Origin of the sequence: Mesorhizobium sp. M0040 (assembly GCF_040323505.1) — a bacterium.
In the GTDB taxonomy this organism is placed as follows: domain Bacteria; phylum Pseudomonadota; class Alphaproteobacteria; order Rhizobiales; family Rhizobiaceae; genus Mesorhizobium.
On the sequence record NZ_JAMYVA010000003.1, the window covers coordinates 247,615 to 265,638 of the forward strand.

The 18,024-nt window shown below is 61.8% G+C and carries 22 protein-coding genes; 16 read left to right on the top strand and 6 right to left on the bottom strand.

The genetic code is table 11. The features are described from left to right. Window positions 1-58: 58 nt before the first annotated feature. Window positions 59-199 (bottom strand): entericidin A/B family lipoprotein, encoded by a 141-nt coding sequence (locus tag NKJ91_RS04470; RefSeq protein ID WP_023676507.1) that lies wholly within the window; start codon window positions 197-199, stop codon window positions 59-61. A gap of 64 nt (window positions 200-263) precedes the next feature. On the opposite strand from NKJ91_RS04470, the gene NKJ91_RS04475 reads away from it, so the two are divergent. Beyond that, window positions 264-893, top strand: a complete 630-nt coding sequence (locus NKJ91_RS04475) for a DUF1638 domain-containing protein (protein WP_352454611.1) — start codon at window positions 264-266, stop codon at window positions 891-893. 8 nt (window positions 894-901) lie between these two features. On the opposite strand, the gene NKJ91_RS04480 is transcribed toward NKJ91_RS04475, so the two are convergent. Next, the gene (locus tag NKJ91_RS04480) at window positions 902-1,825 is read right to left on the bottom strand and encodes an NAD-dependent epimerase/dehydratase family protein (RefSeq protein WP_352454612.1); all 924 of its coding nucleotides are present in this window, start codon (window positions 1,823-1,825) and stop codon (window positions 902-904) included. 121 nt (window positions 1,826-1,946) lie between these two features. Between NKJ91_RS04480 and NKJ91_RS04485 the strand changes: the two genes are divergently transcribed. The 10 genes from NKJ91_RS04485 (at window position 1,947) to NKJ91_RS04530 (ending at window position 11,440) form a co-directional block, all read left to right on the top strand. Continuing rightward, a complete protein-coding gene (locus tag NKJ91_RS04485; protein WP_352454613.1) occupies window positions 1,947-2,522 on the top strand; it encodes a DUF4893 domain-containing protein in 576 nt (191 codons plus the stop codon). A 79-nt stretch (window positions 2,523-2,601) separates the two neighbouring features. Then, window positions 2,602-3,384, top strand: coding sequence for a formyl transferase (locus tag NKJ91_RS04490; protein ID WP_352454614.1), 783 nt, complete (start codon window positions 2,602-2,604; stop codon window positions 3,382-3,384). A 43-nt stretch (window positions 3,385-3,427) separates the two neighbouring features. Further along, complete coding sequence (locus NKJ91_RS04495) at window positions 3,428-4,339, top strand: fatty acid desaturase (protein ID WP_352454615.1); 912 nt, start codon at window positions 3,428-3,430, stop codon at window positions 4,337-4,339. 235 nt (window positions 4,340-4,574) lie between these two features. Next, window positions 4,575-4,877, top strand: coding sequence for a virulence factor (locus NKJ91_RS04500; RefSeq protein ID WP_352452105.1), 303 nt, complete (start codon window positions 4,575-4,577; stop codon window positions 4,875-4,877). After that, window positions 4,870-5,493, top strand: a complete 624-nt coding sequence (locus tag NKJ91_RS04505; RefSeq protein ID WP_352454616.1) for a methylenetetrahydrofolate reductase C-terminal domain-containing protein — start codon at window positions 4,870-4,872, stop codon at window positions 5,491-5,493. The genes NKJ91_RS04500 and NKJ91_RS04505 overlap by 8 nt, the downstream gene beginning before the upstream one ends. Then, window positions 5,490-6,581, top strand: coding sequence for a methylenetetrahydrofolate reductase (locus NKJ91_RS04510; RefSeq protein WP_023676515.1), 1,092 nt, complete (start codon window positions 5,490-5,492; stop codon window positions 6,579-6,581). Before NKJ91_RS04505 ends, NKJ91_RS04510 begins: the two co-directional genes overlap by 4 nt. Before the next feature lie 80 nt (window positions 6,582-6,661). Beyond that, entirely contained in the window at window positions 6,662-7,636 is a 975-nt protein-coding gene (locus tag NKJ91_RS04515; protein WP_023676516.1) for a methyltetrahydrofolate cobalamin methyltransferase, read from the top strand. Window positions 7,637-7,749: 113 nt separating this feature from the next. Beyond that, complete coding sequence (locus tag NKJ91_RS04520; protein WP_352454617.1) at window positions 7,750-9,819, top strand: ASKHA domain-containing protein; 2,070 nt, start codon at window positions 7,750-7,752, stop codon at window positions 9,817-9,819. 186 nt (window positions 9,820-10,005) lie between these two features. Continuing rightward, a complete protein-coding gene (locus NKJ91_RS04525; RefSeq protein ID WP_352454618.1) occupies window positions 10,006-10,188 on the top strand; it encodes a hypothetical protein in 183 nt (60 codons plus the stop codon). Between the two features lie 268 nt (window positions 10,189-10,456). Continuing rightward, entirely contained in the window at window positions 10,457-11,440 is a 984-nt protein-coding gene (locus NKJ91_RS04530) for an alpha/beta hydrolase (protein WP_352454619.1), read from the top strand. A gap of 6 nt (window positions 11,441-11,446) precedes the next feature. Here NKJ91_RS04530 and NKJ91_RS04535 read toward each other — a convergent pair whose 3' ends face one another. Continuing rightward, window positions 11,447-12,346 carry a LysR substrate-binding domain-containing protein gene (locus tag NKJ91_RS04535; protein ID WP_023676521.1) on the bottom strand — a complete coding sequence of 300 codons (900 nt, stop codon included), beginning with the start codon at window positions 12,344-12,346 and terminating at the stop codon, window positions 11,447-11,449. Between the two features lie 229 nt (window positions 12,347-12,575). Between NKJ91_RS04535 and NKJ91_RS04540 the strand changes: the two genes are divergently transcribed. The 5 genes from NKJ91_RS04540 (at window position 12,576) to NKJ91_RS04560 (ending at window position 15,380) form a co-directional block, all read left to right on the top strand. Next, on the top strand, window positions 12,576-12,761 hold the full coding sequence (locus tag NKJ91_RS04540) for a hypothetical protein (protein WP_352452109.1): 186 nt from the start codon (window positions 12,576-12,578) through the stop codon (window positions 12,759-12,761). A 335-nt stretch (window positions 12,762-13,096) separates the two neighbouring features. Then, window positions 13,097-13,231 (top strand): hypothetical protein, encoded by a 135-nt coding sequence (locus NKJ91_RS04545; protein WP_013894968.1) that lies wholly within the window; start codon window positions 13,097-13,099, stop codon window positions 13,229-13,231. A gap of 350 nt (window positions 13,232-13,581) precedes the next feature. After that, a complete protein-coding gene (locus tag NKJ91_RS04550) occupies window positions 13,582-14,520 on the top strand; it encodes a GlxA family transcriptional regulator (protein ID WP_348625928.1) in 939 nt (312 codons plus the stop codon). Between the two features lie 81 nt (window positions 14,521-14,601). Beyond that, window positions 14,602-14,892 (top strand): type II toxin-antitoxin system TacA family antitoxin, encoded by a 291-nt coding sequence (locus tag NKJ91_RS04555; RefSeq protein WP_352454620.1) that lies wholly within the window; start codon window positions 14,602-14,604, stop codon window positions 14,890-14,892. Beyond that, window positions 14,889-15,380, top strand: a complete 492-nt coding sequence (locus NKJ91_RS04560; RefSeq protein ID WP_352454621.1) for a GNAT family N-acetyltransferase — start codon at window positions 14,889-14,891, stop codon at window positions 15,378-15,380. The genes NKJ91_RS04555 and NKJ91_RS04560 overlap by 4 nt, the downstream gene beginning before the upstream one ends. Before the next feature lie 26 nt (window positions 15,381-15,406). Here NKJ91_RS04560 and NKJ91_RS04565 read toward each other — a convergent pair whose 3' ends face one another. The 3 genes from NKJ91_RS04565 to NKJ91_RS04575 form a co-directional block, all read right to left on the bottom strand. Further along, window positions 15,407-16,189 (bottom strand): ABC transporter ATP-binding protein, encoded by a 783-nt coding sequence (locus NKJ91_RS04565; RefSeq protein WP_352454622.1) that lies wholly within the window; start codon window positions 16,187-16,189, stop codon window positions 15,407-15,409. Further along, window positions 16,186-16,962 (bottom strand): ABC transporter permease, encoded by a 777-nt coding sequence (locus tag NKJ91_RS04570; RefSeq protein WP_023676527.1) that lies wholly within the window; start codon window positions 16,960-16,962, stop codon window positions 16,186-16,188. The genes NKJ91_RS04565 and NKJ91_RS04570 overlap by 4 nt, the downstream gene beginning before the upstream one ends. A 71-nt stretch (window positions 16,963-17,033) precedes the next feature. Continuing rightward, entirely contained in the window at window positions 17,034-17,984 is a 951-nt protein-coding gene (locus tag NKJ91_RS04575; protein WP_352452114.1) for an ABC transporter substrate-binding protein, read from the bottom strand. Window positions 17,985-18,024: the final 40 nt, after the last annotated feature.

Genomic DNA, 18,024 nt, shown 5'->3' on the forward strand with positions numbered 1-18,024 from the left:
GAAAAGCCGCGCCTTGCAGTGCGGCTTTTTTATTCCCAAATGTTTAGAGCTGTGCGGATCAGGGTTTCTTGACGGTATCGTCAACAGCCTTCGCAGTGGATTTGATATCCTTACCGACGCCGCGCACCGTGTTGGCGCAGGCCGAAACAGCCAAGGCGCAGGCGAGAATAGCGATTGGCGCGACGCGGAACAATTTCATGAATAGTGTCTCCCTCAGGATATAAATTCGCTGGACAGCAACGAAGATGGATTAGACTGGTTCCATGACTACCGCGCGAAAACGACAATCCGATCAAGGCGACAGGCTGCTCGTCATCGCCTGCGGAATGATTGCGCGCGAAGTTTTGGCGGTCAAGGAGCAGCTCGGGCTCGACCACCTCGACCTGACTTGCCTGCCGGCGGAGTTCCATTTCTATCCGGACCGCATCGCGCCGGCCATGGACAAGGCTATCGAGAAGGCCAAGACCGACGGCTACAGACACATCTTCGTCGGCTATGCCGATTGCGGCACGGGTGGCCTGCTCGATCGGATCTGCGAGAAGCATGGCGTCGAGCGCATGGCCGGGCCGCATTGCTTTGCTTTCTACCAGGGCATGGATGCCTATGCGAAGGTCGCCGATGACGACATGATGTCGTTCTACATGACCGATTTCCTCTGCCGGCAATTCGATGCCTTCTTCATGAAGCCGCTCGGCCTCGACAAGCACCCGGAGCTGATCAAGGACTATTTCGGCAACTACGAGAAGCTGATCTATATCGCTCAGACCGATGACCCGGAACTCGACAAGGTCGCCGAAAAGGCGGCGAAAATGCTCGGCCTCGCCTATGAGCGCCGCTCGACCGGCTATGGCGACCTGACGAAGGAACTGGCCAGCGCTGCAATCCTGGCTTGACGATATTTCTAGGCAAAGCGTTCTTCAGCTTCGAGCCCGGCGAGCACATCGGCAAAGCTCGTCTTGCAGACGAAACCCAGCCGGTCCCTCGCCCGCGACGCATCATAGACCCGGTCGATCGACGAAAACATCGTCCAGCCTTTCTTCGTGTAGAGTGCCGGATAATCCGGAAAATAGCGCGCGACGACCGACGGCGCGTCGGCGATCAAGGCCGCGCAATCTTCGGGCTGGAAAGGCGTCGGTGCCGAGATGATGAAAGTGTCGAAGCCCAATTGCGGTGCTTTCTCCAAGGCGGCGATATGGGCATCGGCTGCGTCCTCCACCGTCAGCCGGCGGAACAACAGCTCATTGGCCTTGGTGTTGGCATCCGACTGTTCGATCACGTGCGCCATGTCGTCCGCCTCGGGAAAAAACCGGGCGGTGCGCAACACGATCACCGGCAGGCCGAACTGCAAATGATAGAGCCGGCAGAGCTGTTCGGCTGAAAGCTTGGTGACGCCGTAGATGTTGCGCGGTTCAGGCGACATGTCTTCCGTCAGCCATGCCGCCTTGCGCGCCCCGCCGGTGAAGCCGGTGCGTATGGACTCGGAAATCATCAGCGATGTCGTCGACGTAAACACGAAGCGCTGAACGCCAAAAGCTGCTGCCGCATCGAGCAGGTTGAGCGTGCCGCGCACATTCGTCTCGACGAAATCCTCGTTGCGATGACGTTCGATGTCAGGCTTGTGCAGCGCGCCGCTATGGATGATGGCCTCGATGCGGTTCTCCTCGACCGCCCTCATGACCAGGTCGCGATCGGCGACAGAGCCGACGATTCGCGTTTCCGAGGATGGGACGGGATCGAGGCCGGTGACGTCATGACCAAGAGCCCGCAGCCGCGGCGCCAAGGCGCTGCCCAGCCAACCGGACGATCCCGTCAGCAAGATCCGCATTCTTTCCACCTCGTTTCTGCTGTCGATGCTCAGGCACGGATGACAGAACGCGGCGAAACATTAAGGTATGCGCCAGACAAGAAAACAGCCTGCTCCAGCCATCAACAGGGAAACGCCACCGATGATCGCTCGCCTCATGTTTGCCGCAGCAACTGTCCTCTGCTTGACCATGCCCGCGTTCGCCGATGGCGAGGTGCAGAAGCTGATAACGGCTGCCGACAAGGCGCGGCTCAACAAATATGGCGAGACGCGCAAGGCAGCGCTTGACGAGGCGAAGGCCGGCGATCCCGCCGAGGTCAAGCAGCTCGACGCCTTGCTGGCAAAGCCGCTGGTTCCCTTCTCTGACAAGGACCTGACCGGCAAATGGCAATGCCGCACCATCAAGGCCGGCGGATTGAGCCCGCTCGTCATCTATGGCTGGTTCAAATGCAAGGTGAGTGACGACGGTTCCGGCTGGAGACTGGAAAAGATCACCGGCTCGCAGCGCACCAAGGGCCGCTTCTTCGACGATGGCGAGAAACGCGCGATCTATCTCGGTTCCTTCCACGTCAACGACGATCCGGCAAAGCCCTACGGCAGCGGGCCGGAAAGCGATCAGGTCGGCTATGCCTTCCGCAACAGCGCCAGTGAATGGCGCATCGAGTTCCCGGCGCCCTATTACGAATCGAAGCTCGATATCCTCGAATTCAAGCGCTGAGCCCCGATCACCAGGGGTTAACCCGGTCAGCCTAGCATTCGCGCGCAAAGAACAGGTTCTTTGCGGGGGGTCGCAGAGCATGGCACTGTCGAAAACAAACCAACGGCCGATCGTCGTCGTCACCGAAGGCGGCCCGCATATCTGGGCGATCGTCAACGCCGTCGCCGATCAACTCGGCCCGGTCAGCGTCATCCTCGAAGCTCCTGAATCCAAAAAGCAATTGCTTCTCGCGCGGGCGCGGCGGCAAGGCTGGACCTCGGCCATCGGTCAACTCGGCACGATGGTGCTGACGCGCCTCGGCAAGCGCTTCTTCGCCGGCCACGCAGCCCGGCTTGCCGCCGGGCAGAAGCTGCAAACCGAACCGAAGCCTGGGCAAAAGATCATTTATGTCTCGTCGGCCAACGCGCCGGAGTGCCTGCAGGCGATCGCGGAAATCCAACCGGGTGTGGTGCTGCTCGCCGGCTGCCGCTTGCTGTCGCGGCAGACGCTGGCCAAAATCCCTTGCCCGGTCCTCAACTACCATGCCGGCATCGCCCCGAAATATCGTGGCATGAACGGCGGCTACTGGGCGCTGGCTTCAGGCGATGCGGAGAACTTCGGCACCACCGTGCATCTGGTCGACGCCGGCGTCGACACTGGCGGCGTGCTGCGGCAGACGCGTGGCAAACCGCAGCCGGGCGACACAATTTCAAGCTACGCGTTGCGGCAGGCGGCCTTCTCGCGCGACATCTGCGTCGAAGCGGTCAGGGATGCGCTGGCCGGCAAGGTCGGCACGGTGGATCCCGGCCTGCCTTCGAAACAATGGTATCATCCGACGGTATGGTTTTATCTCTGGACGGGGATAAGGCACGGCGTCTGGTGACGCGCCGATTTACCGGACAGCCACCCGCCACTAACATTGCATCATGAGCGACATCGACCACCGCACCATCATTGCCGGCCTTTCGGTCGAGGACCGTCGCGACCTCACCACCAGGCTGGACGGACCCGGCATTATCCGGCTGGCCGTCCATGGCGGGCTGGTTGTCGTGCTGGGCGCGCTGATCGCCGCCCGCATCCCGTTCTGGCCGCTTCTCATCTTGCCGCAGGGAATCCTGATCGTCTTCTTCTTCACGCTGTTGCATGAGACCATCCATGAAACGGCGTTCAGAACGGCGTTGCTCAATCGCACCATCGCCACCGTGGCCGGCTTCCTGATCCTGTTGCCGCCGGCATGGTTCAGCTACTTCCATTTCGCCCACCACCGCCACACGCACGATCCGGACAACGACCCCGAACTGATGGCGCCGAAGCCGGAGACCATCAGCCAATATCTGCGCTATCTGTCCGGCGGTCCCTATTGGATCGCCATGGGCCGTGTGATCGCAACCAATGCGGCTGGCCGCAACCGCGACGGCTTTGTGCCGGAAAAGGGTCGCCGGAAGGTGCTTGTCGAAGCACGGCTGTTCCTGATCGGCTATGCGGCATTGCTGGCCGCATCGCTCGCCGCGCAGTCGGCGCTGCTGTTGTGGGTCTGGATCGTGCCGGTGCTGGTCGGACAGCCGTTTTTGCGTGCCTACCTGCTGGCCGAGCACGCGTTGTGCCCGCATGTCGCCAACATGCTCGAGAACACCCGCACCACCTTCACCACAAGGCTGGTGCGCTTCGTGGCTTGGAACATGCCGTACCATTCCGAGCACCATTCCTATCCGGCCGTTCCCTTCCACCGCCTGCCGCGCTTCCATGACATCGTCGCGGAGCATTTACGCACGACCGAACGAGGTTACGTGCGCTTCCACAGGAGGCTGGTCGGCAGCTACGATGGCCGCGCCGGCTGACCAGTGCTGGAAGAAACTCCGCTTTCAACCGCGGCCGTCGATTGCGTCGCTTTTGAAGGCCCCCGCGTCGTCCCATAACAAGCAGCCCAACAGCGCTTCCGGCAATGCTCGAAACCACTGCATTGGCCAAAAGATCGGAATCGATCTTCGGAGAGCACGATGCAGCGGAGTTAAGTGGTAGAGCATCGTTTGTGCGTCTGATTGGACGCACGGCGCTCTGCAGGAGCAGGAAATTATGGCCGATCTGATCGTCGTCTACTGGCGCGACATCCCCGCCCAGGTCATCGTCAAGAAGGGCCGGCAGAACGCCAAGCGCGAACTGCCGCTGCGCTTCACCGAGGCGATCGACATGTGCGCCATGCGCACCGGCGCTGGCGGCACCGACGACTATCTTGCCGAATGGCGCAAGGCAGAACCCCTCCCGGTCAGTGACGATCTTGAAGCCGAGGCCGAGAAGGCTCTTCAGGAACTTGATGCGAAATACGACCGTGAGCGGCTGGTCGCTCTGGTCAAGGCGGGGGGCAAAGAAAATGTCTGATCCCCAATCAATGCCGGCGACGACGGCTCAAGCCGGCGTGACCCAGGCGACCATCGTCAAGAAGGCGGCGCCGAAATCCGACTACAAGCCGGCCGACGTGTCGCCGCAGCGGCGTGTGCAGCGCTCTTTCGCGGTGCGCCTTTGGTCTGTGCGGCATTCGCGGCTGCTCGAATGGTTCTACGGCAAATTCGCCGACATGTTCCTGCTCCTCCATCCGCTGTGGAAGGGCATCGGCTACAGCCGTGTCGAAGGGCCTGTGAAATTCGTCGAAAAGCGCGTCAAGGGCTTCATGTTCGACTGCCGCATGTGCGGCCAGTGCATCCTTTCCTCGACCGGCATGTCGTGCCCAATGAACTGCCCCAAGCAATTGCGCAACGGCCCTTGCGGCGGTGTCCGCGCCAACGGCAATTGCGAGGTCGAGCCTGACATGCCTTGCGTCTGGGTCAAAGCCTGGGAAGGCTCGCGGAACATGGTGCATGGCGACAAGATTTTGGAAGTGCAGAAGCCGGTGGATCAGTCCTTGCGCGAAACCTCCGCCTGGCTGCGGGTCACCGCGCAGGCCGCGGCCGCCCGCAATGCGGCCCGGAATACTACGAAGACCGGAGCGTCGGCATGATCGGCCGTCAGCCAGACGAGAATCCGGCCGGCATCCATTTGCCGCTCGATCCCCTGCCCGGCCACACCTCGCGTGGCCGGCTGGAACGCGTCCTCAGGCGCGGCGAGTTCGCAGTGACGACCGAGCTCAATCCGCCCGACAGCGCCGATCCGGAAGACGTCTACAACCGCGCCAGGATTTTCGACGGCTGGGTCGACGCCATCAATGCCGTCGACGCTTCCGGCGCCAACTGCCACATGTCGTCGGTCGGCATCTGCGCGCTGCTGACCCGCATGGGCTATGCCCCGATCATGCAGATCGCCTGCCGCGACCGGAACCGCATCGCCATCCAGGGCGACGTGCTTGGGGGTGCTGCGATGGGCGTCGCCAACATGCTGTGCCTGACCGGCGACGGCGTGCAGGCCGGCGACCAGCCCGGCGCCAAGCCGGTGTTCGATCTCGACTGCATGTCGCTGCTCGAAACCTGCCGCGTTATGCGCGATAACGGCAAATTCCTGTCCGGCCGAAAACTCACGACGCCGCCGCAGCTTTTCCTTGGCGCGGCCATCAACCCGTTCGCGCCGCCGATCGATTTCCGGCCCTATCGGCTTGGCAAGAAGATCGCCGCCGGCGCGCAGTTCGTGCAGAGCCAGTACTGCTTCGACGTGCCGATGTTCCGTACCTACATGCAGAAGGTCCGCGACCTCGGCTATACCGAGAAATGCTTCATCCTGTGCGGCGTCGGGCCGCTGGCCTCGGCCAAGACGGCCAAATGGATCCGCTCCAACGTGCCGGGCATTCACATTCCCGATCAGATCGTCAAGCGCCTGGAAGGCGCCCAGGATCAGAAGAAGGAAGGCAAGCAGCTCTGCATCGACATCATCAATGAGGTGAAGGAAATTCCCGGTGTATCCGGCGTCCATGTGATGGCCTACCGCCAGGAAGAATACGTCGCCGAGATCGTCGACGAATCCGGCGTGCTGAAGGGTCGCCGGCCGTGGAAACGCGAAATCCGCCGCGACGACCAGCTCGTTGCCGACCGGCTCGATCACATACTGCATGACGACCTCACTGAAACCCAGGTCGACATGGTCAAGACCGCGCATTGACAGCGCGAATCGTCAGCATTCGCTTGATCAGAAACAGATAACGATATAAAGAACTCTTTATATCACGATGGAGAGATTTCATGACCCGGACCATCGTCGCCTCGGCGACACGAGAAATCATCATCGGCTTCGATCAGCCCTTCTGCGTGATCGGCGAGCGCATCAACCCGACCGGCCGTAAGAAACTGGCCGCCGAAATGATCGCCGGCAATTTTGAGACCGTCATCAAGGATGCGCTGGAGCAGGCCGCCTGTGGGGCGACCATGCTCGACGTCAATGCCGGCGTCACTGCAGTCGATCCCAACGCCACCGAGCCGGCGCTGCTGGTGCAGACGCTGGAGATCGTGCAAGGCCTGGTCGACCTGCCGTTGTCGATCGACTCCTCCGTGACTGCGGCAATCGAAGCGGCGCTGAAGGTCGCCAAGGGCCGGCCGCTAGTCAATTCCGTCACCGGCGAGGAGGAAAAGCTCGAAGCCATCCTGCCGTTGATCAAGAAATACAACGTTCCCGTCGTCGCCATTTCCAACGACGAGACCGGTATTTCGATGGACCCCGATGTGCGCTTTGCCGTCGCCAAGAAGATCGTTCAGCGCTGTGCCGACTTCGGCATTCCGGCGCATGATGTGGTCGTCGACCCGCTGGTCATGCCGATCGGCGCGCTGGGCGATGCCGGCCGCCAGGTATTTGCCCTGCTACGCCGCCTGCGCGAGGAGCTCAAGGTCAACACCACCTGCGGCCTCTCCAACATCTCGTTCGGCCTGCCGCACCGTCATGGCATCAACGCCGCCTTCATCCCGATGGTGATCGGCGCCGGCATGACCTCGGCGATCATGAACCCGGTGCGGCCGCAGGAAATGGAAGCGGTGCGTGGCGCCAACGTGCTGAACGGCACCGACGAGAACTGCACCAACTGGATCAGGACCTACAAGGACTACAAGCCTGCTGAAGGCGGCCAGGCCGTTGCCGCCCGGACGCAGGTCAACGCGCCGGGCGATGGCAATGGCAATGGCGGACGCAGGCGCGGCGGCCGCGAAGCGCGCATGGCGCGGGGTTGAGCCAGGTCTTGGCCGACACGATATGGGGCCTAGGACTGGGGAGGAACCGAGACACAGCGGCATCGCTGCCGTGGCCAAGACCCGAGCTGCGTAGAAAGTAAAGTCTGGAACGTATGAACTCTCCCGTCAACATCACCGATCCGCTCGTGCTGTTCATGCCGTCGGGCAAGCGCGGGCGGTTTCCGGTCGGCACGCCGGTTCTGGATGCCGCGCGCCAGCTCGGTGTCTATGTCGAGAGCGTGTGCGGCGGGCGTGCCACTTGCGGGCGTTGCCAGATCGAGGTGCAGGAAGGCAATTTCGCCAAGCACAAGATCGTTTCCTCCAACGATCACCTCTCGCCCAAGGGCGCCAAGGAAGAGCGCTACGAGCGCGTACGCGGCCTGCCCGAGCGCCGCCGGCTGTCCTGCTCGGCGCAGATTCTCGGCGATCTCGTCGTCGACGTGCCGCAGGACACCGTCATCAACGCGCAGACCATCCGCAAGGACGCCGACACCAGGGTCATCGCCCGCGATGCGGCAATCCGGATGTGCTATGTCGAGATCGAAGAACCCGACATGCACAAGCCGCTCGGCGACCTCGACCGTCTGAAGATCGCGCTGATGAAGGACTGGGGCCTCAAGAGCCTCGAATTCGATTTCCATCTGTTGCCGCAGGTGCAAGGCATTTTGCGCAAAGGCAACTGGACCGCGACCGCCGCGATCCACAAGGACACCGACAGCGAGACCGCACGGGTCATCGCTTTGTGGCCCGGCCTCAAGAACGAGGCGTACGGACTTGCCTGCGATATCGGCTCGACCACGATCGCCATGCATCTGGTGTCGTTGCTGTCGGGCCGCGTCGCCGCCTCGTCGGGCACATCCAATCCGCAGATCCGCTTCGGCGAGGATCTGATGAGCCGTGTCTCGTACGTGATGATGAACCCGGACGGCCGCGAAGGCATGACGGTCGCCGTGCGCGAGGCCATTTCGGGGCTTGTGGACAAGGTCTGCACCGAAGGCAACGTCCAACGCAACGACATCCTGGATTCCGTGTTCGTCGGCAATCCGATCATGCACCATCTGTTCCTCGGCATCGATCCGACCGAGCTCGGCGGCGCCCCCTTCGCGCTAGCCGTCTCCGGCGCCGTGCACATCAAGGCATCGGATATCGGTTTGAAGCTCAACCAGGGCGCCAGGCTCTATATGCTTCCTTGCATTGCCGGCCATGTCGGCGCGGACGCTGCCGCAGTGACGCTGTCGGAAGGGCCGCACCGCCAGGACGAGATGATGCTGATCGTCGATGTCGGCACCAATGCCGAGATCGTGCTCGGCAATCGCCACCGGGTCGTGGCGGCCTCATCGCCAACTGGCCCGGCCTTCGAAGGTGCGGAAATCTCCGGTGGCCAGCGCGCCGCACCGGGTGCCATCGAGCGCGTCCGCATCGATCCTGAAACGCTGGAACCGAAATACCGCGTCATCGGCTCGGAACTCTGGTCCGACGAGCCGGGCTTCCTCGACAGCGTGCAGGCGACCGGCGTCACCGGTATTTGCGGCTCCGGCATCATCGAGGTGGTCGCCGAGATGTATCTCGCCGGCATCATCTCCGAGGACGGCGTCGTCGATGGATCGCTGAGCGGCCACTCGCCTCGCGTCGTCGCCAATGGCCGCACCTTCTCCTATGTGCTGAAGGAAGGCGAGCCCAAGATCACCATCACCCAGACTGATGTGCGCGCTATCCAGCTTGCCAAGGCCGCCCTTTATGCCGGCACCAAGCTTTTGATGGAAAAGCAGCACACCGATCATGTCGACCGCATCCACTTCGCCGGCGCATTCGGCTCGTTCATCGACCCGAAATACGCAATGGTGCTGGGCCTGATTCCGGATTGCGACCTCGACAAGGTCTCGGCCGTTGGCAATGCGGCCGGTGCCGGTGCCCGCATGGCGCTGTTGAACCGTGGCTATCGCCGCGAGATCGAGGAAACCGTTAGCAAGATCGAGAAGATCGAGACGGCGCTGGAGCCGAAATTCCAGGAACATTTCGTTTATGCCATGGCGCTCCCGAACAAGATCGACCCGTTTCCCAAGCTGTCGGCGGCGGTGAAACTGCCGCCGCGCAAGACGGTGAGCGAAGACGGCATTGCCGGCGACGCTGCCCCGCGGCGGCGTTCGCGCGAAGGCCACGCCGCGCGGCGCGGGCGGGGATGACTCGCCTCCGATAGGCCGTCAGACCTTCCATTTTCATTTGTATGCAAATGTTTCCAGATCGCGCCGATCTGGAAACGAAATCGCGTTTTCGTGAAATCCGCCAGATACATAGGCGGAGCATTTAACCGGCATCGAACGGCAGGCGGAAACAGTTTTCGGCCACCGCAACGCTCCAAGGAGATCAAGATGTCGATGTTCGAAAGCTTCGGCCGCTATGGTGCGGCCTTCAAGAAAACACGCGAAGCGCGCAAGTCGCTGCGCATCCTCAACAGCTTGCCGCCTGAGATCCAAAAGGACATTGGCTGGCCGGTGTCGCCGCGTTCGAGCGAAGGGCAGCCGTCGGTCGGATGGGGCACGCAGCGCGGATGAAATTCATCGACAAATGCAAGCTGTTCGGTATTCGCCGGAGCCGCAATGCGGCTCCGGCTGCACCCAGCAATTGGCTGCGCGCCGCGTTGCTGCCGCGGCGTTGAGCTGCGCCGGTAGGCCAGAGACTTCATGGCCGGATGCTTTGTCGACAGCTGGGATCAAACGACCGTGTTGAGATTGCATCAATCTTGACTTTTTTGGTGGCGACACAATCTTCGAAATAGTCGGGGGTTCTCTTAGTCGGCTCAGCCGAAGTCCGTGTATCTGCATGCCCAGTCTCAAAAGCCACGTCGTGTCGTTCGTCCTCAGGTACAGCCGCAAGAAGGCGTTTTCCAGCCCCGAGAACCTGCAGCGCTGGATCGCCTATGCGCGCAAGACGGAAAACCATCAGCCGCCTGCGTCGCTGCGGTCGCGCCTGGAGATCACAACCCGCACGATCAACGGCTTTCCCGTCTACGAGATCGCTCCCCAGGCTGGTGAGCGGAGGCGGATTCTCTACCTGCACGGCGGCGCTTATGTCTTTGAAATCACACCCTATCATTGGCGGCTGATCGCCGACATGGCCGACCGCCTCGGGTTCGGTATCACCGTGCCGATCTATCCCATTGCTCCCGAACACGACTTTCACGCCATGTTCGGCATGGTCGGCGCCGTCTACTGCCAGATGTTCGGCGAAACCAGGGCGACTGATATCATCTTCATGGGCGATTCCGCCGGCGGAAACATGGCCGTCGTGCTGACGATGATGGCTGCGCAAAATGGCTTGCCCTTGCCATCACGCCACGTGCTGATTTCGCCCGGTCTCGACGTGTCGCTCGCCAACCCAGAAATGTATGAGGCCGAACGCAACGATCCGTGGCTGGGCATTGCCGGCGGCCGCGAGGCGATCCGGCTTTACAGCGCCGGCATAGATCCCACCGACTGGCGCATCAGCCCGGTTTACGGCGACCTGTCGGTGCTGCCCAAAACGCTGCTGCTGACCGGTTCACGCGATCTGCTCACCCCCGACAATCTGATCTTCGCGGAAAAGGCACGCGCGGCCGGCGTCGAAATTGAGGTCGTCCACGAGCAAGGCATGTTCCATGTCTGGCCGTTGATCGACATGCCGGAGGCGCGACGCGCGCGGGACAGCATAGTGGCCTTCTTGACCAACGAAACTGACAGTTATCATGCCAAGGCAGGAGAGTTGTGGCTGCAGAGGACAGACCGCGACGGAACCCCTCGCGATCTGGTTGCGCCGCTCAGGTCGTAGTTTGGCTCAGAACTTCCCAGTTTCCCTGAACATCTCAAACGTCGCGCGGATATGGTCGGCGACTGCCTTCACCGGCGCGCTGGCGTCCGGCGTCACCACCATGGCGAGGTTGTAGGTGCCGATGTCAGGCATGCCGTCCTTCGGGCACAGCTCGACCATGTCGCTGCCGAGGAAGGATTTCGGCAGCGGCGCCACCGCAAGATCCGCCATGATCGCGGCGCGCTGGCCGGCCGTGTGCGCGCTCATATAGGCGATACGGTAGTTGCGGCCCTCGCGGCCAAGCGCCTCCAATGCCCCTGCCCGCCAGGCACAGCCCTCTTCCCACAATGAGACCGGCAGCGGCTCGCGCAGATGCGCGCAACCGCCCTTGGCACCGGCCCAGACGATCGGCTCTGTGAGCAGCACTTCGGCGCCGATCGCGCTGGTCTTGTAGGAGTTGGTGAGCAGCGTGATGTCGAGCGCCCGGTCGTCCATGCGCCGGCGCAGATTGACGCTCTGGTCGATGGTGACGTCGACCGCGATCGATGGATGCGACTGTGCGAACCGCTTCAGCACATGCGGCAGCACACGTTCGCCGTAATCGTCCGGCGAGCCGAGCCGCACCACCCCGACAATGTCTGGAATGATGAACTTCGACACCACCTCGCGATTGATCGACAGCAGCCGGCGCGCATAGCCGAGCAGCATCTCGCCATCGGTGGTCAGCGTCACCGAACGGGCGTCGCGCGCGAACACCGAGCGGCCGAGAATGTCCTCCAGCTTCTTGATCTGCATGGAGACGGCCGACGGCGTGCGGAAAACCGCATTGGCCGCAGTGGTGAAGCTGCCGGTCTCGGCGATCGCGACGAAAGTGCGCAGAACATCCAGATCGAGCAGCGGCAGCGGATGATTGAGTGGGGCGTTCATGGCAAGCGACCTTCAATTTTTCTGATGCAAACCATCATTCCATTTCGTTTGATTGAACATCAGTTTGGGAGGATAGTCAACTCCATCGAAGGCAGGACGCATCGAAGTGGTCCCGAAACAACCATGACACGGACCTGCAATCGACACGAAATGAAGCTGAAACAAACCCGGTGTACCGCCTGACGCTGCAAGCGCCGGGACAACCTGGCCCAACGCGAAGGAGAATGAGATGTCTATCCTGTCATCCATCGGTCGGATCGCGACCGAGTTCAGCGAGGCCCGTGCCCGCTACCAGACGGAACGCGCCATCCGCGCGCTGCCGATTGAACTGCAGAAGGATATCGGCTGGCCCGAAGCTGCCGATGCTAAGGCCGGCACTCGCCATGGTGTGGGATCCTGGGCTGGAGCAAAGTAAACCGTGTGTATCAACAGCTGAAGGCCTGCCGCGCAGATCAGCCCGGCAGGCCTTTTTGTTTGTACTCCAATGATTTTCCCGAGCCATGTCGCCGTCGCATGCCGCATATGAGCAAGTCGCATAGCAGCCCGCACTGGCAATCAACACATTGTAAATAATCGAAAATCCGGGGCAGAATGCCCAAATTTGTCGCATTCCGTGTCGCTTTTCATATCAAGTGCTTCGCTTTTGCGATTTAGTTTCCCCTCACGTAAGCCTATATCATCATCAACAAACGAGCTGCCCCACTCCATCAAGCGAAGGCGACCCGTCTGAGCAACCGAATGGAGATGATCATGAAGCTTTTTGCCCGCCTCTTTGCCCGTCGCGAAATGAACCTGACGACCGCGCTCGAGCGCCAGCGCCTGGCCAACACCATGCCTGGCCAGACCGGTGCCATGGCTGCCGCGCGCCTCGGCTTCGTCGCCTGAGACGCGGCAATCCCGGCGGAAGCAGCCTAGCGCTGCTTCGAAGTCGATCCAGCGCCGCTTCGGTTTTGCCGAGGCGGCGTTTTCGTGTGCGCAGACTGCGTAGGCTCGTTTGCTCGATCCGGCGGCATGTCGCGTCCTTCGCCGCATAGCGATTGCCCATTTGCGACCCGTGTCGCAAATAAAGTCGCTCCGTTGCCATCTAGCCAATTGACAGGAAACGTCTTTCCTGATGTCGCTATGCTAATCGCGACATCCTGTTCGCGCCATTGCAGCGTGAGGATCTACCCGTGAACGTCGTAAAGCACCCGATCCGGCGATCGTTCGTATTCTTCCTGGTCCCCGATTTCACCATGATTGCCTTCGCGACGGCGCTCGACCCGTTGCGTTCGGCCAACCGCATGCTCGGCTATGAAGCCTATCGCTGGCGGCTCGCCAGCATCGACGGCAAGCCGGTGCGCGCCTCGAACGGCGTCGAATGCGCCGTCAACACCTCGCTAGAGGAAGAGCGCAAGAAAATGTCCGGACCGGACCGGCCGAACATGGCCATCGTCTGCAGCGGCATCAATGTCGAGCGCTACCAGAACAAATCGGCCTTCGCCTGGTTGCGCGAGGAGTACAATCGGGGCGTTGCCGTCGGCGGCCTGTGCACCGGCGCGCATATCCTGGCCGCCGCAGGCCTGCTGTCCAACAAGCGCTGCGCCATCCATTGGGAGAACCTGCCGGGCTTTTCCGAGGCGTTCCCCAAGGCCAACGTGTTCGCCGACCTCTTCGAGATCGACCAGAACATCTACACCTGCGCCGGCGGCACCGCGGCGCTCGACATGATGCTGAAGCTGATCGGCGACGATTTCGACGAAAGCCTCGTCAACCGCGTCTGCGAGCAGGTGCTGACTGATCGTGTGCGCAGCCCGACCGACCGCCAGCGCCTGCCGCTGCGCGCCCGCCTTGGCGTGCAGAATTCCAAGGTTCTGACCATTATCGAGCTGATGGAAGCCAATCTCTCCGAGCCGCTCTCGCTGATCGAGGTCGCTGACCATGTCGACCTGTCGCGCCGGCAGATTGAGCGCCTGTTCCGCACCGAGATGGGGCGCTCCCCTGCCCGTTACTATCTGGAGATCCGCCTCGACCGCGCCCGGCACCTGCTGATCCAGTCGTCGTTGCCGGTGGTCGAAGTCGCGGTCGCCTGCGGCTTTGTTTCCGCCTCGCATTTCTCCAAATGCTATCGCGAGTTGTACGCCCGCTCGCCGCAACAGGAACGCGTCGACCGCAAGCAGCTTCTGGCGGCCTGATCCAGCACGTTTCGCGGGCGCGGCCGAAATTGTCATGACATTGTCTGGCGAAATGTGGTATCCTTCAATCGAGAGGTACCAATGACGACCAGAACCACCAGATCGGAAAAACTGGACTTGCGCCTTACCCCCCAGGCAAAGCGTACACTCGCAACCGCCGCCGCGACTGAACGCCGTTCGCTCAGCGATTTCGTGCTTGAAAGCGCGCTTGCGCGAGCCGAAGAAACATTAGCCGACCGGCGCAGCCTCCATCTCGATGCCGAAAAATGGGTCGCGTTCATGGCAGCGCTCGACGCGCCAACGCGTGATCTCCCCCGCCTCAAGCGCCTATTGAACGAACCAAGCATCTTTTCCGGTCGCGATCCAGCGTGAGCGAATTCCAGATCGAGAAACTGGCCCGCAAGCATTTGGTGGACATGTTCGACTGCGGTGAAGAACCGCTCAATCGCTTTCTCGTACGCTATGCATTCCAAAACCAGCAAGCCAATGCTTCGCTGACCTACATTGGTCTCTCTGGCGAAGATGTAATCGGCTTTTATACCCTGGTCGTTGGTGAAGTTAAATATGAGGGTGCGCCCGAGCGATTGACGAAAGGTCTCGCACGCCATCCGGTGCCTGTAATGCTGCTGGCGCGTCTTGCGGTCAGTCTGGACTGGCAAGGCAAAGGCGTCGGCGGCGGACTGTTGCGCGATGCCGTCCTGCGCAGTTTGCAGGCGGCCGATATTGCAGGTATCCGCGCGGTCGTCGTCCACGCCAAGAACGACGGCGCCCGCACGTTTTACGAGCACTACGGATTCGCGCAATCGCCGACGGACCCGCTGCATCTTTACGTGCTTATCAAGGACTTACGAAGTCTCTGAGCCGTTCAGGCGCCTTGCTGACCCGACTATATCTGCGCCGTGCGCATCGCCTCGACGCGGATATCTTCCGTCAGCCGCGCCTTCAGTGCCGAAAACTCCGGGCTGGTCTTCAGCGTGTAGTGGCGCGGATGCGGCAGGTCGACGGCAACGTCCGATTTGATGCGGCCCGGCCGTGCCGTCATCACGACCACGCGCGACGCCATGAAGATCGCCTCCTCGATGTCGTGGGTGACGAACAGCACCGTTTTTTGCCGGCGCTCCCAGATGCCGAGAAGCAGTTCCTGCATCAGCCCGCGGGTCTGGTTGTCGAGCGCGCCGAACGGCTCGTCGAGCAGCAGGATCTCCGGATCGTTGGCCAGTGCCCGGGCAATCGCGGTGCGCTGCTGCATGCCGCCGGAAAGCTGGTTCGGCCAATGGTTTTCAAAACCTCTCAGCCCGACGAGATCGACGTAAGAAGCGACGATTTCGCTGCGCTCGTGCTCGGCCATTCCACGTTCGCGCAGGCCGAAGGCGATGTTCTCGGCGACCGTCAGCCACGGAAACAGCGTATAGGACTGGAAAACCATGCCGCGGTCTGGACCGGGCCGGTCCACCACCCTACCGTCGAGCAGAACACGTCCCCCACTCGGCGCTTCGAGGCCGGCGACGATCCTGAGCAGCGTCGACTTTCCACAGCCGGATGGCCCCAGGATGGTGATGAAGTCGTTGGCGGCAACCGCCAGATCGATCGGCATCAGCGCCTTGACCGGCTGCCCACCGCCGACACCGGCGAAGGTGCGCGAGACGCCTTCGATGAGCAGCTTGCTCACGCCAGGCTCCATGGAAACAGCCAACGGTTGAGCGCCTTGAAGGCGAAATCGGACAACAGCCCGATCAGGCCGATGACGATGATGCCGAAGATGATCTGCCCTGTCGCCAGCCGCGACTGGCTGTTGATGATCATGTAGCCGATGCCCGACGACGAGCCGATCAGCTCGGCGACGATGACATAGGTCCAGGCCCAGCCGAGCACCAGCCGCAGGGTCTCGGCAATCTCCGGCGCATTGGCCGGCATGATCACGCGCCGCACGATGCCGTTGTCGGACGAGCCAAGCGTGTAGGCCGCCTCGACCAGGTCGCGCCGTGTGCCGCCGACCTTGACCGCGATGATCAGGATGATCTGGAACACCGAGCCGACGAAGATCACCAGCAGTTTTTCGAGCTCGCCAACGCCCGCCCACAGGATGAGCAGCGGGATGAAGGCCGATGCCGGCAGATAGCGGGCGAAGGAGACGAACGGCTCCAGAAACGCCTCCACGGGCTTCCAGGCACCCATCACGATGCCGAGCGGCACGGCAACGATGGCCGCCATCAGGAACCCGCCGAAGACGCGCCAGATGGTGATAAGGATGTCGAGCCAGAAGCGGTCCTCGACCAGCAGCCGCCAACCGTCTCTCACCATCGACAGCGGATCGGCAAGGAAAATGCGATTGACATGGCCGCCAAGCGTGATCCACGCCCAGAACGCCACGAACAGCACGAAGAACGAAATGCCGAGCACGGTTCGAATGCCCGGCGAGACCGGATGCAAGGGGCGCGGCATCTTCGACCGTCCTCTGATCTGAATGAAAAAGCGGCGGCGCACGCGCCGCCGCCGGGCGACAATCCTGCCGGTTAGTCGGCGACGGCGCTGGTGTCGGCCAATGTCGAGACGTCAGGCGCTTCCTTGATCAAGCCCATCTGCAGCAGAAGCTCGCCGGCGGTCTTGGAAAAGTCCTGGAATTCCTTGGTGAAGAACTGCTTGTTTTCAGCCTTGTCGGCCCATTTCAGGTATTTGGCCGATTCTTCGAATTCCTTGGCCGACTGCTTCACGTCGGCACCCATCGTCTCATAGGATTTCGCCGGATCGCTCTTGATCAGGTCGAGTGCCTCGAAATAGCTGTCGGCAAGCGCCTTGCCCGCATCCGGATTGGCCTTGAGGAACTCCGGCGTGCAGCCGACGGTATCGAGCACCATCGGATAGTCGAGAGTGGTCACAAGGATATGGCCCTGGTCGGACTTTTCGCGCACCGCCGAGATGAACGGCTCATAGGTGACCGCCGCATCGTTCTGGCCGGCGAGAAACGCCTGCGCCGCCGCATCCGGCTCCAGGTTGACGACCGTCACGTCCTTGGTCGACATGCCGTTCTTGTTGAGCACCCAGGCCAGCATGAAATAGGGCGAGGTGCCCGGCGCCGAAGACGCGACCGACTTACCTTTGAGATCGGCGACGGTCTTGATGTCGTTGCGGGCGACGATGCCGTCCGCGCCGTAGGATTTGTCGAGCTGGAATATCTGCTTGGTCGTCACGCCATTGGCGTTCCAGACCAGCCAGGTCTCGACCGTGGTGGCGGCGCATTGCAGGTCGCCGCTGGCGATGGCGAGCGGCCGGCTGGCTTGCGGCACCTTCTTCAAGGTGACGTCGAGGCCGTGCTTTTCGAAGATGCCGGCCTGCTTGGCGAGCGTCAGCGGCGCAAAGCCGGTCCATCCACTGATGCCGATGCTGACCGATGTGGCGGCCATCGCCGGCGCGGACAATCCGACGGCAAGCGTCAAGCTTGCGGCAAGAATTCCGATCCTGTTCATGTCGGTTCCCCTTTTATGTGTTCGGATGGGGAATTGTGTC

Bases quoted from the DNA above. Each gene is read 5' to 3' on its own strand.
- NKJ91_RS04485 (WP_352454613.1), top strand. From the start codon at position 1,947: ATGATCGCTCGCCTCATGTTTGCCGCAGCAACTGTCCTCTGCTTGACC.
- NKJ91_RS04555 (WP_352454620.1), top strand. From the start codon at position 14,602: ATGACGACCAGAACCACCAGATCGGAAAAACTGGACTTGCGCCTTACC.
- NKJ91_RS04480 (WP_352454612.1), bottom strand. From the start codon at position 1,825: ATGCGGATCTTGCTGACGGGATCGTCCGGTTGGCTGGGCAGCGCCTTG.
- NKJ91_RS04535 (WP_023676521.1), bottom strand. From the start codon at position 12,346: ATGAACGCCCCACTCAATCATCCGCTGCCGCTGCTCGATCTGGATGTT.
- NKJ91_RS04490 (WP_352454614.1), top strand. From the start codon at position 2,602: ATGGCACTGTCGAAAACAAACCAACGGCCGATCGTCGTCGTCACCGAA.
- NKJ91_RS04530 (WP_352454619.1), top strand. From the start codon at position 10,457: ATGCCCAGTCTCAAAAGCCACGTCGTGTCGTTCGTCCTCAGGTACAGC.
- NKJ91_RS04525 (WP_352454618.1), top strand. From the start codon at position 10,006: ATGTCGATGTTCGAAAGCTTCGGCCGCTATGGTGCGGCCTTCAAGAAA.
- NKJ91_RS04540 (WP_352452109.1), top strand. From the start codon at position 12,576: ATGTCTATCCTGTCATCCATCGGTCGGATCGCGACCGAGTTCAGCGAG.
- NKJ91_RS04510 (WP_023676515.1), top strand. From the start codon at position 5,490: ATGATCGGCCGTCAGCCAGACGAGAATCCGGCCGGCATCCATTTGCCG.
- NKJ91_RS04495 (WP_352454615.1), top strand. From the start codon at position 3,428: ATGAGCGACATCGACCACCGCACCATCATTGCCGGCCTTTCGGTCGAG.
- NKJ91_RS04505 (WP_352454616.1), top strand. From the start codon at position 4,870: ATGTCTGATCCCCAATCAATGCCGGCGACGACGGCTCAAGCCGGCGTG.
- NKJ91_RS04545 (WP_013894968.1), top strand. From the start codon at position 13,097: ATGAAGCTTTTTGCCCGCCTCTTTGCCCGTCGCGAAATGAACCTGACG.
- NKJ91_RS04500 (WP_352452105.1), top strand. From the start codon at position 4,575: ATGGCCGATCTGATCGTCGTCTACTGGCGCGACATCCCCGCCCAGGTC.
- NKJ91_RS04470 (WP_023676507.1), bottom strand. From the start codon at position 199: ATGAAATTGTTCCGCGTCGCGCCAATCGCTATTCTCGCCTGCGCCTTG.
- NKJ91_RS04475 (WP_352454611.1), top strand. From the start codon at position 264: ATGACTACCGCGCGAAAACGACAATCCGATCAAGGCGACAGGCTGCTC.
- NKJ91_RS04575 (WP_352452114.1), bottom strand. From the start codon at position 17,984: ATGAACAGGATCGGAATTCTTGCCGCAAGCTTGACGCTTGCCGTCGGA.
- NKJ91_RS04520 (WP_352454617.1), top strand. From the start codon at position 7,750: ATGAACTCTCCCGTCAACATCACCGATCCGCTCGTGCTGTTCATGCCG.
- NKJ91_RS04570 (WP_023676527.1), bottom strand. From the start codon at position 16,962: ATGCCGCGCCCCTTGCATCCGGTCTCGCCGGGCATTCGAACCGTGCTC.
- NKJ91_RS04550 (WP_348625928.1), top strand. From the start codon at position 13,582: ATGATTGCCTTCGCGACGGCGCTCGACCCGTTGCGTTCGGCCAACCGC.
- NKJ91_RS04515 (WP_023676516.1), top strand. From the start codon at position 6,662: ATGACCCGGACCATCGTCGCCTCGGCGACACGAGAAATCATCATCGGC.